Genomic DNA, 15044 nt, shown 5'->3' with positions numbered 1-15044 from the left:
GCTTTCACAAGCCCCGGGCCTTAGTTCAACCGCAACCCACTATCAGTGGAACTGCTCTTCCTCGGTCGAGCCGGTCAGTGCAGTCACCGACGAAGCGCCACCCTGGATCACGGTGGTCATGTCGTCGAAGTAGCCAGTGCCCACTTCCTGCTGGTGCGCCACGAAGGTGTAGCCCTTGCTGGCGTCAGCGAATTCCTGCTCCTGCAGCTTCACGTAGGCGGTCATGTCGTTGCGGGCGTAGTCGTGCGCCAGGTTGAACATGCCGTGCCACATGTTGTGGATGCCGGCCAGGGTGATGAACTGATGCTTGTAACCCATGGCCGACAGTTCGCGCTGGAACTTGGCGATGGTGGCGTCGTCCAGGTTTTTCTTCCAGTTGAAGGAAGGCGAGCAGTTGTACGACAGGATCTGGTCCGGGTACTCCTTCTTGATCGCCTCGGCGAAGCGACGGGCTTCGTCCAGGTCCGGCTTGGCGGTTTCACACCAGATCAGGTCGGCGTACGGGGCATAGGCCAGGCCGCGGGCAATGGCCTGATCGAGGCCGGCACGGACCTTGTAGAAGCCTTCGCGGGTGCGCTCGCCAACCACGAACGGCTGGTCGTACGGGTCGCAGTCGCTGGTCAGCAGGTCGGCGGCGTTGGCGTCGGTGCGGGCCAGAATGATGGTCGGTACACCCGACACGTCAGCGGCCAGGCGAGCGGCCACCAGCTTCTGTACGGCTTCCTGAGTCGGCACCAGCACCTTGCCGCCCATGTGGCCGCATTTTTTAACCGAGGCCAGCTGGTCTTCGAAGTGCACGCCGGCGGCGCCTGCTTCGATCATGTTCTTCATCAGCTCGTAGGCGTTCAGTACGCCACCGAAACCGGCTTCGGCGTCGGCCACGATGGGCGCGAAGTAGTCGATGTACCCTTCGTCGCCCGGGTTCTTGCCGGCTTTCCACTGGATCTGGTCGGCGCGGCGGAACGCGTTGTTGATGCGTTTGACCACGGTCGGTACCGAGTCGACCGGGTACAGCGACTGGTCAGGGTACATCGACTCGGCCGAGTTGTTGTCGGCGGCAACCTGCCAGCCGGACAGGTAGATGGCCTGGATGCCGGCCTTGACCTGCTGTACAGCCTGGCCGCCCGTCAGGGCGCCCATGCAGTTGACGAAATCTTTTTCGGGGCGGAAGGACGGGTGGGCACCTTCGGTGACCAGCTTCCACAGTTTTTCTGCGCCCTGACGCGCAAAGGTGTGCTCAGGTTGCACGGAGCCACGCAGGCGAACGACATCAGCGGCGGTGTAGGTACGGGTCACGCCTTTCCAGCGCGGGTTTTCGGCCCAGTCTTTCTCGAGGGCTGCAATTTGCTGTTCGCGTGTCAGTGCCATGGAAATAAACCTCGTCGCATCGATCTTGGGTTAATTGTGCTGATGCTCGGAGCAGATCAGGTGCCTGGCGGCTGTCCTGTTCGCAGGAATGCGGCGGCGAACGCGAAGGCTCGAAGGGGAAGGGTGGGCAGACCAGGCGAAGGTGTGCTCCGGCAGGTCGGCTCGTGGTTGCCTTGCTGCGGTGCGACGCGATTGCCAGTACTGCGGTGATGCGCTTCCGTCCCTCGGGACAACTTCTTCGTTGCAGTCGCAATCCCGTCGAACCGCCTTGTGGGCCGTATAGACACGAGGCGCCTCCAGGGGTGGGAGGAGCACGCCTCGAAGGCCCTTGCCAGGGCCCCTGATTAGCGGGAGCGAGGCCATCATGCCCTTGGGAAAAAGACCCTGTCAAATGTTTTGTAGTGCTTTTTTGTACTTACTACATCTTTGGTCTAATGCGACTTGGCAGTCAGTTTCAAGGCCTTTGGTCGAAGCCTTGAATTGCCTGGTATCAGTCAACAAGGTCGACTTTGACCCGCAATGTCATGTTTTCACCCCGTTGGGTGCTGTACGTATGGCTTGATGCGCTGCGATCGGCTTGGCTCTGCTGGTTGAACCCCGCCAGGGTGATCCACTCGCCGAGCTTGCCCGTGACTGTCGTGTCGGTACTTTGTACTTTCACTACATCTGCACGTTCATGGCTGATACGGTCATTATTGCTGCTTATTTGCAGACGAACCGTTTCGCCGCTCAGGCTGGGGGTCACGTAGAAGCCTTGGGTCACGTTGCGGTATTCGGTGTTGCTCTGAATGCGCCCATAGCCGTCTGTGCTGGTGCTGGTAATGGGGATGCTCTGGCCTACCTGGATCAGTGCCGGTTGCCCTTCGCTGGCTTGTACCTGCTGCATGCCGCCGTCGCGGTTGCTGGTGCCGTAGTGAATGACGCGTGCGTTGCCGCGGTTGTCCTGGAAGTTGCTGTCGTTGTTGTCGACGCTGATCAGCAGGCGCTTGGGCGCGGTATCCAGCTGTTGCAGCAGGGCGCGCAGGTCGTCGATGCGCTCGGGGCTGGCGTTGACGATCAGTTTGTTCTCGAAGGCGCTGACCGTGCCGTCCTTGCCGATGAACGCCTGCAGGGCGGGCAGCAGTTCGGCGCTGCTGCGATGCTGAAGTGGCACCACCTCGGTGGCGGCATGGGCGGTGAGGCTGGCGACCAGCAACAGGGAGGTGAAAAGGGGGCGTAGCGGCATGTCCATGATCTCCGCAGGTGGAATCAACATGATGGCAAATTTGCTGACTTTTTGCCGGATCTGGATCACGCCGGCACTGTTGCGGACGGTCGTATTATCCTGGTTTATCTTGTAGGCTATAAATTATAGTAGGCAAGATAATTGAGGTTAATTGCATGTCTCCCGTTCGCCCGCTCCTACGCCGTCATCAGTTGGCCACCGCACTGGCCCAAGACCTGGCCGGCGAGTCGTTGGTCGATTACAGCTCGGGCATGTTCCTGGCCGCGCCCCGGCGTACGGGCAAGAGCACCTTCCTCAACAACGACTTCATACCGGAATGCGTACAGCGCGGCTGGCTACCGGTTTACGTCGACCTGTGGTCGGATCGCAACGCCGCCCCTGCGCAGCTCATCAGCGGCGCCATCGGTACTGCGCTGGCCAGATTCGAAGGTGCGCTGGCCAGGACGGCGAAAAAGGCCGGTGTCGACAAGATCAACCTGCTGCGCACCCTGAGCTGGGATTTCACCCGCCCGCAACTGCCTGCGGGTACTACCCTGGCCCAGGCACTTGCCGTGTTGCATCAAGTGTCAGGGCAGTTGGTAGTACTGATCATCGACGAGGCTCAGCACGCCCTTAACAGCGAAGATGGCCTTAATGCGATGTTCGCGCTGAAAGCCGCGCGTGACCACCTTAACCGTGGCGACCGTCCGGACGGCTTGCGCCTAGTGTTCACGGGCTCTAGTCGCGACAAGCTGGCCAACCTGGTACTCAAGAGCAAGCAGCCATTCTTTGGTGCAAGCATCACGCCATTTCCGTTGCTGGGGCGTGAATATGTCGAATTCATCACCGCCTTGTGGAACCGTCGCCTGGCCGACAGTAACCAGTTCAAGGTAGAGGACCTGGCATACGCGTTCGAATTGGTCGGCCGGCGCCCGGAAATGCTCAACAAACTGTTGGCCGAAGTCAGTGTCGGCCTGGGTGAGGCGGGCAACCTGGGTGAACTGCTGCGCAATGGGGCGCTGAACCATCAAGCCGGGGTGTGGAGTGACTACGAAAGCGCTTGGAACGAACTTACGCCGTTGCAGCAGGCCGTGCTAGAGGTCATGGCCGAGCGCACGCTGGGCCGGCAGCCGTTTTCCCCGTTTACCGAGCAAACCCTGGTTGAGGTCAGCCGCAAGCTGGAGCAGGCCCAGGCGGTAGCCAACGTCAACACGGCAAACGTACAGAAGGCCCTCGATGCCCTGCGCGACAAGGAGCTGGTATGGAAGGCCAATCGTGGCGAGTACGCGTTGGAGGATACTTCCATGGCCGAATGGCTCGCCCGCGACCAGGCAGTCGCCGGCCACAGGTGAACCTTTGAGGTGCCCCGTAAGTCGCACTCACAGGGAGCGCGTGGGGTGATTGCATGAAGGGTGTCCTGATCTTGCTGTTATGGCTTTGCAGTCTTGGTGCACAGGCTGCAGCGGACACGCTGCGCATCAAGCAGCTGCAGCGTTGCGGCGACTTGTTCAGCGATAGCCAGCAGCGATGGTGCCTGCGTGTCGAAGGGCTCCGGGCAAATCTGCCAACGGTATGGCTCGGCGGTACGCGGCTGTCAGAAGCCGATATCGAGCGCCAGGGTGACCGGCTAACGCTGAAACTGGCGAGAAAAGCCCAGCGCAGCGCCCCGCTCTGGCTGGCCGATGGCGGCCGCACCAGCAACCCGGTATGGCTGACCCGCCAACGCAGTCATGTGATCGCCGCAGGGCCCGATGAAGTGGCGAAGAACATGGATGGCCTGACCACCTATGTCGATCTGGTCAGCCTGTTGATCGAAGAAAAATACGACGGCCTCGACGAGGCCCGGCGCATCGCCGGCAAATACGGCGCCCAGGTTGTCGGTGCCATACCGCCGCTGAATGTCTACCAGCTGCGCTTGCCGGTAGATGACCTGGTGCAGCGCGATGCGATGGTCCTGCGCATGGGCAGTGAAGTCAGCGTGGATGCCGTGATTGTCGAAGAGTCCGGCCCCGAGCGCGGGGAGGAGGGCAATGGGCGCAGCACCCGGGCCATCGACCAGGCGGACGAATGGGCCGCCAACCGCTTCATGGACGCGCTGTATTTCTACCGGCGCCGGATTGCCGCTTCTCGCTTGCCGGTGAAGCCCGTGCGGGTCGGGGTAATCGAGCGCGAAGTGGACTTTGACGCCCCGGGGTTCAGCCATTATCGAGGGGGCTGCGAACAAGGCCAGACATGCCTCTACGCTCGCGACGGTAATCGCCCGGCAAGCCACGGCAGCCATGTCGCAGGCATTCTCGCTGGGCAGGGTGAGGGCTTTTTGCCAGGGCTGGGCAAGCACAGCCCTGGCTTCGAGGTGGTGGTAGAGCGCAACTCGGATGCCGGTATCACCGCCAACATCGCTGCCTCGGTGAACCTGGTCGAAGATGGCGTGCGGGTGCTGAACTGGAGCTGGGGCATTCACCGGGTCGGGGCACGCAATGTGAAGGGTGATGAGGTCGATTCGCTGGTGCGCTCCGGGCTGGCAATGAGTGGCTACGAGGAGTTACTTGAGGAGTTCTTCCTCTGGCTGCGCAAGGAGCACCCTGATGTGGTCGTGGTGAATTCGGCGGGCAATGGTGCGTCCTGGTCGGGGACCGATGAATATCGCCTGCCTTCGTCATTCATCACCGAACAATTGCTGGTGGTGGGCGGGCATCAGCGCAGTGACAAGGCTACGGCAGTTGAAGCCCACGATCACGTGCGCAAGCGTCACAGTTCCAATATCGACATGCGCGTGGACGTCAGTGCTGCTGCTTGCATACGCCCAGTGTCTGCCGAGGCTGCGCATTGCGGCACGTCGTACGCAACACCCTTGGTGACTGCCACTGTGGCGACGATGCTGTCGATCAACCCGGCACTTACCCCGGAACAGGTGCGCATGCTGTTGCGGCGCAGTGCCTTGACCCTGGGCGCCGAGCAGGATTTTGAAGCGATGGATGCCGAAGACCTGACGGCGCCGATCCTGCCCTCAGAGCGTGGTGGCCGCCTGAACGACCCGGACCTGGGCCGTTCGGCGCGCCTGGACATGCAGCGTGCGCTGGACCTGGCCGTGCAGAGCCTGGAACGGGTGCGTTGAGCGGTGGCCGCTGTCAGACAAATTCCGTAACATCGCGCCCCTCGTTTTTCTAACGTCCGTCAGGACTGCACCACAGGAAGCCCATGAAGCCCGCCCGACTACGCGCCGACCTGCTCGCCGGCCTTACCACCTCGTTTGCCTTGGTCCCCGAGTGCATCGCCTTTGCCCTGGTGGCCCATCTCAACCCGCTGATGGGCCTGTATGGCGCGTTCATCATTTGTACCCTGACGGCGCTGTTCGGCGGGCGGCCGGGGATGATCTCAGGCGCTGCCGGCTCGATGGCGGTGGTGATCGTCGCCTTGGTGGTGCAGCACGGCGTGCAGTACCTGCTGGCCACGGTGCTGCTGGGCGGTGTGGTGATGATCCTGTTCGGCCTGCTGCGCCTGGGCAAACTGGTGCGCCTGGTGCCATACCCGGTCATGCTTGGCTTCGTGAACGGCCTGGCCATCGTCATCGCCATGGCTCAGCTGGAGCATTTCAAGGACGGCGAACACTGGCTCAGTGGCACGCCGCTGTACCTGATGATCGGCCTGGTCGCGCTGACCATGGCGGTGGTTTATGTGCTGCCGAAACTGACCCGTGCGGTGCCGCCGGCCTTGGTGGCGATCCTCGGTGTTGGCCTGCTGGTGTACGTGCTAGGGCTGCCTACCCGCACCCTGGGCGACATGGCGCATATCGCCGGTGGCCTGCCAGGGCTGGCGCTGCCGGAGGTGCCCTGGAATCTGGAAACCCTGAAGATCATCGCCCCCTACGCGGTGCTGATGGCCATGGTCGGCCTGCTGGAAACCCTGCTCACCCTCAACCTGACCGATGAGATCACCGAGAGCCGTGGCTTCCCGGACCGCGAGTGTGTGGCATTGGGCGCTGCGAACATGGTGTCGGGCCTGTGCGGCGGCATGGGCGGCTGCGCGATGATCGGGCAGACGGTGATCAACCTCAGCTCCAATGGCCGGGGCCGGTTGTCGGGGGTAGTGGCCGGGGTAATGATTCTGCTGTTCGTGCTGTTCCTGTCGCCGCTGATCGAGCGCATTCCCCTGGCGGCGCTGGTTGGGGTGATGTTCGTGGTGGCCCAGCAGACCTTTGCCTGGGCGTCGTTGCGGGTGTTGCACAAGGTGCCGGTGAATGATGTGCTGGCGATCGTGGCGGTGACCGTGGTCACGGTGCTGACCGACCTGGCCATGGCAGTGCTGTTCGGTATCATCATCGCGGCGCTCAACTTTGCCTGGCAGCATGCGCGGGAGCTGTATGCCGACACCCATGAGGACGCGGAGGGCGGCAAGCGTTATCAGCTGCATGGCACGCTGTTCTTTGCCTCGACCACCTCGTTCCTCAACCAGTTCGACACGGCCGGGGACCCGGCCCAGGTCACGCTGGATTGCCAGCATTTGAGCTTTGTCGACTATTCGGCGGTTGCGGCGCTGAAAACCCTGCGCGAGCGCTATGCCAAGGCGGGCAAGCATTTGCGCGTGGTGCATTTGTCCGAGCGGTGCAAGAAGCTGTTGAAGCGGGCGGGCGAGCAGCACTGAAAACTGTTGGTGTCTGTGTCGGTTTCTTCGCGGGTAAACCCGCGCCTACGGGGGATCGCATACCCCTGTAGGCGCGGGTTTACCCGCGAAGAGGCCGGCACAGGAGAACTGCTTACTCTCCGCGGCTCTTCTTGACGATGCCATCGGCAATGCTCGCCGGGGCCTCGGCATAGCGGGTGAACTCCATCGAGAAGCTGGCCCGGCCCTGGGTCATCGAGCGCATCGAGGTGGCGTAGCCGAACATTTCACCCAACGGCACTTCGGCACGTATCACCTTGCCAGCCGGTGTTTCATCACCGTCCTGGATCATGCCGCGACGTCGGCTCAAGTCGCCGAGGATGTCGCCCTGATATTCCTCGGGCGTCACCACCTCTACCTTCATCACCGGCTCCAGCAACACTGCGCCGCCTTTCTGCGACAACTGCTTGGTGGCCATTGACGCGGCGATCTTGTAGGCCATCTCGTTGGAGTCGACATCGTGGTACGAGCCGTCGAACACGGCGGCCTTGAGGTTGATCAGGGGGTAGCCGGCAAGCACGCCGTTCTTCATTTGCTCTTCGATACCCTTCTGGATTGCCGGGATGTACTCGCGGGGTACCACGCCGCCGACGATCTCGTTGATGAACTCCAGGCCTTCTTTGCCTTCATCACCGGGGGCGAAACGGATCCAGCAATGGCCGTATTGGCCACGGCCACCGGACTGGCGCACGAAACGCCCCTCGATCTCGCAGGTATTGCGGATTTTTTCCCGGTAGGCCACCTGCGGCTTGCCGATGTTGGCCTCGACGTTGAACTCGCGGCGCATGCGGTCGACGATGATGTCCAGGTGCAACTCGCCCATGCCCGAGATGATGGTCTGCCCGGTCTCTTCGTCGGTACGCACGCGGAATGACGGATCCTCCTGGGCCAGCTTGCCAAGGGCGATGCCCATTTTTTCCTGGTCGGCTTTGGTCTTCGGCTCCACGGCCACGGAAATTACCGGGTCAGGGAAGTCCATGCGTTCGAGGATGATCGGTTTGTCCATGTCGCACAGGGTATCGCCGGTGGTCACGTCCTTCATGCCGATCAGTGCGGCGATGTCGCCTGCGCACACGTCCTTGATTTCGGCACGCTGGTTGGCATGCATCTGCACCATGCGGCCGATGCGTTCCTTCTTGCCTTTGACCGAGTTGAGTACCGCATTGCCTGAACTGAGCACGCCGGAATAAACGCGGGCGAAGGTGAGGGTGCCGACGAACGGGTCGGTGGCGATCTTGAAAGCCAGTGCCGAGAACGGCTCTTTGTCGTCGGCGTGCCGTTCCAGGTGCTTTTCTTCATCGTCCGGGTCGGTGCCGCGGATGGCAGGAATTTCCGAGGGGGCGGGCAGGTAATCGATTACCGCATCGAGCATCAGCGGCACGCCCTTGTTCTTGAAAGAGGAGCCGAGGATGGTCGGCACGATTTCGTTGGCGATGGTGCGCTGGCGCAACCCGGCCTTGATCTCTTCGACGCTCAGCTCCTCGCCATCGAGAAACTTCATGGTCAGCTCGTCATTGGCCTCGGCCGCAGCTTCGATCATGTGCGCGCGCCATTCGTCGGCCAGAGCCTTCAGTTCGGCGGGGATTTCTTCTTCGCGGTAGCTGGTGCCCTGGTCGGCATCGTTCCAGTAGATGGCCTTCATCTTCACCAGGTCGATCTGGCCCATGAAGTTTTCTTCGCTGCCGATGGCCAGCTGGATGGGCACCGGGTGGTGCCCCAGGCGCTGATCGATCTGCTTGACCACGCGCAGGAAGTCGGCCCCCTGGCGGTCCATCTTGTTGATGTAGGCCAAGCGTGGCACGTGATACTTGTTGGCCTGGCGCCAGACTGTCTCGGACTGCGGCTCGACGCCGTCCGCGCCGCTGAATACCACGACCGCGCCATCGAGCACGCGCAATGAGCGCTCCACCTCGATGGTGAAATCGACGTGGCCTGGGGTGTCGATGATGTTGAAACGGTACTTGTGGGCGAACTGCTTGGTCGAGCCTTGCCAGAATGCTGTGGTCGCCGCCGAGGTGATGGTGATGCCGCGTTCCTGCTCCTGGGCCATCCAGTCCATGGTCGCCGCGCCATCGTGCACTTCGCCCATCTTGTGGTTGACCCCGGTGTAGAACAGGATCCGCTCGGTGGTCGTGGTCTTGCCGGCATCCACGTGGGCGACGATGCCGATATTGCGGTACAGCTCGATGGGCGTTGTGCGGGCCATGGCGGACTACCTGTGGGTGGACGGATTCCACCAAGTTAGCAGACCGGTGGAATCCTGCCCTGCCACCGGGCTGTCAGTCGGCCTGGGCTTGCAGCATCCACTGGCCATCTACTTCACGGGCCAGGCCGCTGGCCGGCAGCAAGGCCAGCAGGCGCGTGTGCAGGGCGGCCTCGGTGAAGGTCTTGAGGGTGGTCTGGTCCAGCGCGCCGACCAGGTTGAGATCAGCCTTGGTGTACGACAGCCAGGCTTTTTTCAACACCTGGGCGACGTCGCTGCCGGCGGTGGTGGCGAACCGGCGGTGCCACTGGCGGCCTTCGAAGGTGAAGTTGTGCGCGTGGCTGTAGGTGCTTTGGTCGGCGCCTTCCACGCAGCGGTGGCAGCGGCATGGGCCCTCGCCGAAGGCGTTGCGCAGGTAGCTGTTGAAGTCCACGACGGGCTTGAGGGACAGGCGTTTGTCGACTTCGAACAGGTCGGCGATCAGGGGTTCTTCGGCGCTCACTCGGGATCCTCGTGTGGTGTGGCGTGCATCGGCGGGCACCCTAACAGATCGGGGCATTCAGATCACCTGTTGCAGGCCCGGCTCTTCCCAGGCAGACCCGCCCCCCACAGGTGCCCTGCGTACCCTGAGCAACATGCGATCCCCGTGGGAGCGGGCGTGCCCGCGAAGAGGCCAGTAGAGACAACAGAGACGGCCTGCCGTACTCTACGCGCCCGTACGCCTATACACCCACTGAGGTAACCCCGTTTGAGCATCAAGTACCCGTACATCGCCACCGTGACCATCAGCGCTGAAGACCGTGGCGGAGATACCGAGGCTTCGGAAAACCCCAAGATGCGCGTGGGCCTGGAAGCGGTGACCGAAACCCTGAAGAAGGTGCATTTCGTCGGTACGCTCGCGGCCCCTGAGAAACCGGCAACGCACATTTGCGTAACCCTGGAGAACGGCCTGACCTATTACGGCCCGATCGTCAACGGCCATGCCGAACTGGAAGGCGGCTGGATCGCCTTCGAGTCCGACATGCTTACCCCGGAAGAACTCGGCCTGTAAGCCTCAGTTCAGTTCTGCCAGGCACTGCTCGAGGATATCCAGCCCTTCCTCGAGTACCTCGGCCTCGATGGTCAGCGGTGCCAGCAGGCGAATGATGTGCCGCGCCTTGCCGCTGGGCATCAGCAGCAGGCCCTTGGCGCGGGCCGCTTCCATCACCTTGGCCAGTTGTGCCGGTGCCGGGCTGCCATCGGTATTGGCGAACTCGATCCCTCGCATGGCGCCCACGCCGGTCAGGCGGCCGATGTACGGGCTCAGGCCCGAAGCCTTCCAGCGCTCATAACGGCTGACGATGGCCTGTTCCTGCCGTTCACCCCAGGTTGCTAGGTTTTCGTCGGTCATCTGCGCCAGGCTGGCCAAGGCCGCCGCACAGGCAATCGGGTTGCCTGAATAGGTGCCACCCAGGCCGCCCTTGGGCAGCGCCGCCATCAATTCCTTGCGCCCGACCACTGCACCCAGCGGCATACCGCCAGCGATGCTCTTGGCCAGCAGCAGCAGGTCGGGCTCGATACCCAGGCGCGGAAACGCGAAGCGCTGGCCGGTGCGGCCGAAGCCCGACTGGATCTCGTCGATGATGATCAGGATGCCACGCTCGTCGCAGAAGCGGCGCAGGGCCTGGGCGAAGGCCGGGTCCAGGGCAAGGAAGCCGCCTTCACCCTGCACCGGCTCGAAGATGAACGCCGCGACGTCCTCCACGGCCAGCTCGACGCTGAACAGGCGATCCATGGCCTTGAGTGCCTGTTCGCAGGTAACCCCGGTATCCGCGCCCGGGTAGGGCAGGTGGTACACCGGCCCGGGCAGTTCGCCGACCCGCTGCTTGTAGGGGGCGACCTTGCCATTGAGGTTCAGGGTGGCCAGGGTGCGGCCATGGAAGCCGCCGTCGAACGCGATGATGGCGCGTTTGCCGGTGGCGCCGCGGGCCACTTTCAGGGCGTTTTCCGCCGCTTCCGCGCCGCTGTTGGTGAGCATGCCGGCCAGTGGGTAGCTGACTGGCACAAACTGGCTCAGTTGCTCCATCAGGGCCAGGTACGGGCCGTGAGGGGCCGCGTTGAAGGCGTAGTGGGTCAGGCGGGTGGCCTGAGCCTGGATGGCCTCGACTACAGCGGGGTTGCAGTGGCCCAGGTTGAGCACGCCGATACCGCCGACGAAGTCGATGTAACGTTTGCCGTCAGTGTCCCAGACTTCGGCATTACGGCCATGGGAAAGTGTGATCGGGTGAACGATGGCAATGGATTGGCTGATACTTTCCTGGTTCATGGGGGCACGCGGACCTTGTTCGAGTTTCTTATTATCCAAGCGTGTCGGCGGGTTATTCCGCAAACGAATTATTCGATTGCGATCATTCCATGGATTCGTGATCTGGCCGGTTTTTTGGGTTGGCTGTGCCGGCCTCTTCGCGGGCAAGCCCGCTCCTACCAGAGGCCAGGGCAGGTCAAATCAATCGCCTTCAGCCACCCGCTCCCGGATCCACTGCACGAAGGCCCTGATCTTGGGCACTTCGGCCGCATGCTCGGCATGCGCAATGAAGTGCCTCCCGTTGCTTGCCACAGGGTGGTCCCAGGCCACCACCAGCTTGCCTTCGCTCAGCTCTTCGGCCACCAGATAGCGGGGAATCAGGGCTATGCCGCAGCCGGAGATGGCCGCGCGGATACACAGGTAGAACGTGTCGAAGCGCGGCCCGTGGTAGCTGTTCTGGCTATGCAACCCAAGCCCCAGGAACCACTCATGCCAGGCCTCCGGCCGCGACACGCATTGCAACAGGCGGTGCTCAGTCAATGCCTGGGCGCTGTCGAAACGGTGGCTGGCCAGCAGCTGCGGGCTGCACACCGGCACCACTTCTTCGCTGAACAACTCGATGCAGGTCGCCCCGGGCCAGGTGCCCTGGCCGAAGAAAAAGGCGACGTCAGCCTTGGCCTGTACCAGGTCGAATGGCTCCAGCTCGTTGCGCACATCCAGGTGAATGCGTGGGTAGCGGTCACCAAAACCCTTGAGCCGGGGCACCAGCCAGCGCGCGCCGAAGGTCGGCTGGGTGGCGATGCGCAGCACTTCGGTTTCGTCGCCGTAGCTGAGGATATAGCGGCTGGATATGTCGATCTGGGTGAGGATCTTGTTCACTTCGGTGAGGTACAGCGCGCCGGCCGGGGTCAGGTGCAGGCGCCGGCGAATGCGCTGGAACAGCGAGTGCGAGAGCATGTCTTCAAGCTGCGCGACCTGCTTGCTGACGGCGCTCTGGGTCAGGTGCAGTTCCTGGGCCGCGCGGGTGAAGCTGAGGTGGCGAGCGGCCGCTTCGAAGCACTGAAGGGCGGTGGTCGAAGGCATCAGGCGTTTGGACATGACGGGCAAATACCGAGCAAAAAAAGAAGGAGTTCATTCCATAAAGGAATTATGTGGTTCGAAAAGGTCGTTTGTTGACCCCGGCCTATAGATTAATACTGACCTGGATCAACGATTACAACCGGTCATGCGAAGAGGAGGTCAATACCCGCTTCGGTCATCTGCAAAAAACAACAACAACACACATCAGAAATTTATAAGAATTCTGCTCAGACCTTCAGCCGCTTTGCTGCGGCCGACCCATTCGAGGGTTCTCCATGGCTTCGCAAGACAACAAGAAACAGCGCTCACTGCAGCACGGCCTGACTTCCCGTCAGGTTTCCATGATCTCCATTGCCGGCATCATCGGCGCCGGGCTGTTCATCGGGTCCTCCAACGCCATTGCCACCGCCGGCCCGGCCATCCTCATCTCCTACGCCATGACTGGCCTGCTGGTCTTGCTGGTGATGCGCATGCTGGGTGAAATGGCCATCGCAAACCCCAACAGCGGCTCTTTTTCCACCTACGCCTCGGAGGCCATCGGGCCTTGGGCGGGCTTTACCATTGGCTGGCTGTACTGGTGGTTCTGGGTGTTGATCATTCCGGTGGAAGCCATTGCCGGTGCTGACATCCTGCATGCCTACTTCCCTGGCGTGCCGTCCTGGCTGTTCGCCTTCCTGATCATGCTGGTGCTGTCGGGCACCAACCTGGTCAGCGTGAAGAACTTCGGTGCTTTCGAGTACTGGTTCGCGTTGGTCAAGGTGGTCGCGATCATTGGCTTCATCGGGGTGTGCACCTTGGCGGTGTTCGGTTTCTGGCCGCTGGCCGAGGTCTCCGGGGTCAGCCGACTGTGGGACAGCGGTGGTTTCATGCCCAATGGGTTCGGGACGGTGCTTGGGGGCGTGCTGATCACCATCTTCTCGTTCTTCGGTGCCGAAATCGTCACCATCGCGGCGGACGAAACCGCCAACCCGAAAGACAAGATTCGCCGCGCCACCAACCTGGTGGTGTACCGCATCGCCATCTTCTACCTGGCGTCGATCTTCCTGGTGGTGTCGCTGGTGGCCTGGAACGACCCCGGGCTGAAAGCCGTAGGGTCGTTCCAGCGTGTACTGGAAGTGCTGAACGTGCCGGGCGCCAAGTTGCTGGTTGACCTGGTGGTGCTGGTGGCGGTGACAAGTTGCATGAACTCGGGGCTGTACACGGCGTCGCGCATGCTCTATTCGCTTGGTGCGCGTGGCCAGGCGCTGAGCGTGACCAAGCGCATCTCCGGTTCCGGCGTGCCGACCGTGGCAGTGATCTTCTCGACCCTGGCGGGTTTCGCTGGCTGCCTCGTCAACTATGTGTTCCCGGGCAAGGTGTTTGGCTTCCTGCTGTCGACCACTGGCGCCATCGCTTTGCTGGTGTACCTGGTCATTGCCGTGTCGCAGCTGCGCATGCGTGCCCGTGCCGAGCGTGAAGGGCGCCCGCTGGAACTGAAGATGTGGCTGTTCCCATGGCTGACCTGGCTGGTGATCGGCACCATCGTCATGGTGCTGGGCTACATGCTGTTCAGCGACGCCTACCGCTATGAGACGCTGATGACTGCCGGGGTGACCGCGTTCATCCTGCTGGTTTCACTGACCCAGCGGCGTACGAAGATGGTTGCCCAGACGGTCTGATGTTTCTGCTTTAATGGGGGCGTTGCGCGCCCCCATTCCAACAAGCACAGGAAGCGTATGACTGAGCACACCCTTTCCCTTCAAGCCCTCGCGGCCCCTGAGGGTACTTGCTATGGCTGCGGCTGTTCCCACCCCAGCGGCCTGCACCTGCAAAGCCACTGGGACGCCGACGGTGTTCACCTGGTGTGCCGGCACTCGCCCGACAGTACCTTCATTGGCTGGCCTGGCCTGGTTTACGGTGGCCTGCTGGCGATGCTGGTCGACTGCCACTCCAACTGGACGGCGATGGCCTACCACTACCGTAACGAAGGCCGAGAACCGGGCAGCCTGCCGCGTATCGACTGCGTTACCGGCACGCTCAACCTGACCTACCTGAAACCTACGCCGATGGGTGTCGAGCTGTTGCTCAAGGCGCGTGTCGAAGGCGAAGTGGGGCGCAAGAGCCGGGTCATCTGCGAAGTCTGGGCAGAGGATGTACTGACGGTGACGGCCGATTCCGTGTTTGTCCGCGTCGATACCGAAAAGCTCAAGCTCAAGGCCCACGGCCAGGCCTGAGCTGCCAACGCTGATGAGTGGTCGGTGATGGTC

The 15044-nt window shown here is 62.2% G+C and carries 12 protein-coding genes; 6 read left to right on the top strand and 6 right to left on the bottom strand.

Features of this window, described 5'->3' with window-relative positions:
• Nucleotides 1-42: 42 nt before the first annotated feature.
• Nucleotides 43-1368: an isocitrate lyase gene (aceA, locus tag AC3WLP_RS02380; RefSeq protein WP_012051772.1), complete on the bottom strand. Its 1326-nt coding sequence runs from the start codon at nt 1366-1368 to the stop codon at nt 43-45.
• A gap of 490 nt (nt 1369-1858) precedes the next feature.
• Nucleotides 1859-2623 carry a secretin N-terminal domain-containing protein gene (locus tag AC3WLP_RS02375; protein ID WP_173879731.1) on the bottom strand — a complete coding sequence of 255 codons (765 nt, stop codon included), beginning with the start codon at nt 2621-2623 and terminating at the stop codon, nt 1859-1861.
• A gap of 125 nt (nt 2624-2748) precedes the next feature.
• Between AC3WLP_RS02375 and AC3WLP_RS02370 the strand changes: the two genes are divergently transcribed.
• The 3 genes from AC3WLP_RS02370 (at nt 2749) to AC3WLP_RS02360 (ending at nt 7213) form a co-directional block, all read left to right on the top strand.
• Entirely contained in the window at nt 2749-3924 is a 1176-nt protein-coding gene (locus tag AC3WLP_RS02370; protein WP_088512516.1) for an ATP-binding protein, read from the top strand.
• A gap of 53 nt (nt 3925-3977) precedes the next feature.
• Nucleotides 3978-5687 carry a S8/S53 family peptidase gene (locus AC3WLP_RS02365; RefSeq protein ID WP_088512515.1) on the top strand — a complete coding sequence of 570 codons (1710 nt, stop codon included), beginning with the start codon at nt 3978-3980 and terminating at the stop codon, nt 5685-5687.
• An 83-nt stretch (nt 5688-5770) separates the two neighbouring features.
• The gene (locus AC3WLP_RS02360) at nt 5771-7213 is read left to right on the top strand and encodes a SulP family inorganic anion transporter (RefSeq protein WP_003251409.1); all 1443 of its coding nucleotides are present in this window, start codon (nt 5771-5773) and stop codon (nt 7211-7213) included.
• A 112-nt stretch (nt 7214-7325) separates the two neighbouring features.
• On the opposite strand, the gene fusA is transcribed toward AC3WLP_RS02360, so the two are convergent.
• Nucleotides 7326-9437 carry an elongation factor G gene (fusA, locus tag AC3WLP_RS02355; RefSeq protein ID WP_014755922.1) on the bottom strand — a complete coding sequence of 704 codons (2112 nt, stop codon included), beginning with the start codon at nt 9435-9437 and terminating at the stop codon, nt 7326-7328.
• A gap of 73 nt (nt 9438-9510) precedes the next feature.
• A complete protein-coding gene (locus AC3WLP_RS02350; protein ID WP_088512514.1) occupies nt 9511-9936 on the bottom strand; it encodes a hypothetical protein in 426 nt (141 codons plus the stop codon).
• Between the two features lie 246 nt (nt 9937-10182).
• Between AC3WLP_RS02350 and AC3WLP_RS02345 the strand changes: the two genes are divergently transcribed.
• A complete protein-coding gene (locus AC3WLP_RS02345) occupies nt 10183-10485 on the top strand; it encodes a hypothetical protein (RefSeq protein ID WP_014590324.1) in 303 nt (100 codons plus the stop codon).
• Between the two features lie 3 nt (nt 10486-10488).
• Here AC3WLP_RS02345 and AC3WLP_RS02340 read toward each other — a convergent pair whose 3' ends face one another.
• A complete protein-coding gene (locus AC3WLP_RS02340) occupies nt 10489-11739 on the bottom strand; it encodes a 2-aminoadipate transaminase (RefSeq protein WP_088512513.1) in 1251 nt (416 codons plus the stop codon).
• Nucleotides 11740-11919: 180 nt separating this feature from the next.
• Entirely contained in the window at nt 11920-12816 is an 897-nt protein-coding gene (gcvA, locus tag AC3WLP_RS02335) for a transcriptional regulator GcvA (RefSeq protein WP_003251398.1), read from the bottom strand.
• 257 nt (nt 12817-13073) lie between these two features.
• On the opposite strand from gcvA, the gene AC3WLP_RS02330 reads away from it, so the two are divergent.
• Entirely contained in the window at nt 13074-14456 is a 1383-nt protein-coding gene (locus AC3WLP_RS02330; protein ID WP_003251396.1) for an amino acid permease, read from the top strand.
• Nucleotides 14457-14513: 57 nt separating this feature from the next.
• On the top strand, nt 14514-15011 hold the full coding sequence (locus AC3WLP_RS02325; RefSeq protein ID WP_014755926.1) for a PaaI family thioesterase: 498 nt from the start codon (nt 14514-14516) through the stop codon (nt 15009-15011).
• Nucleotides 15012-15044: the final 33 nt, after the last annotated feature.

It is taken from the genome of Pseudomonas sp. FW305-E2 (assembly GCF_058782925.1).
Note: the sequence above shows the minus strand (reverse complement) of the source record. Positions and strands in the feature narration are given on the sequence as shown.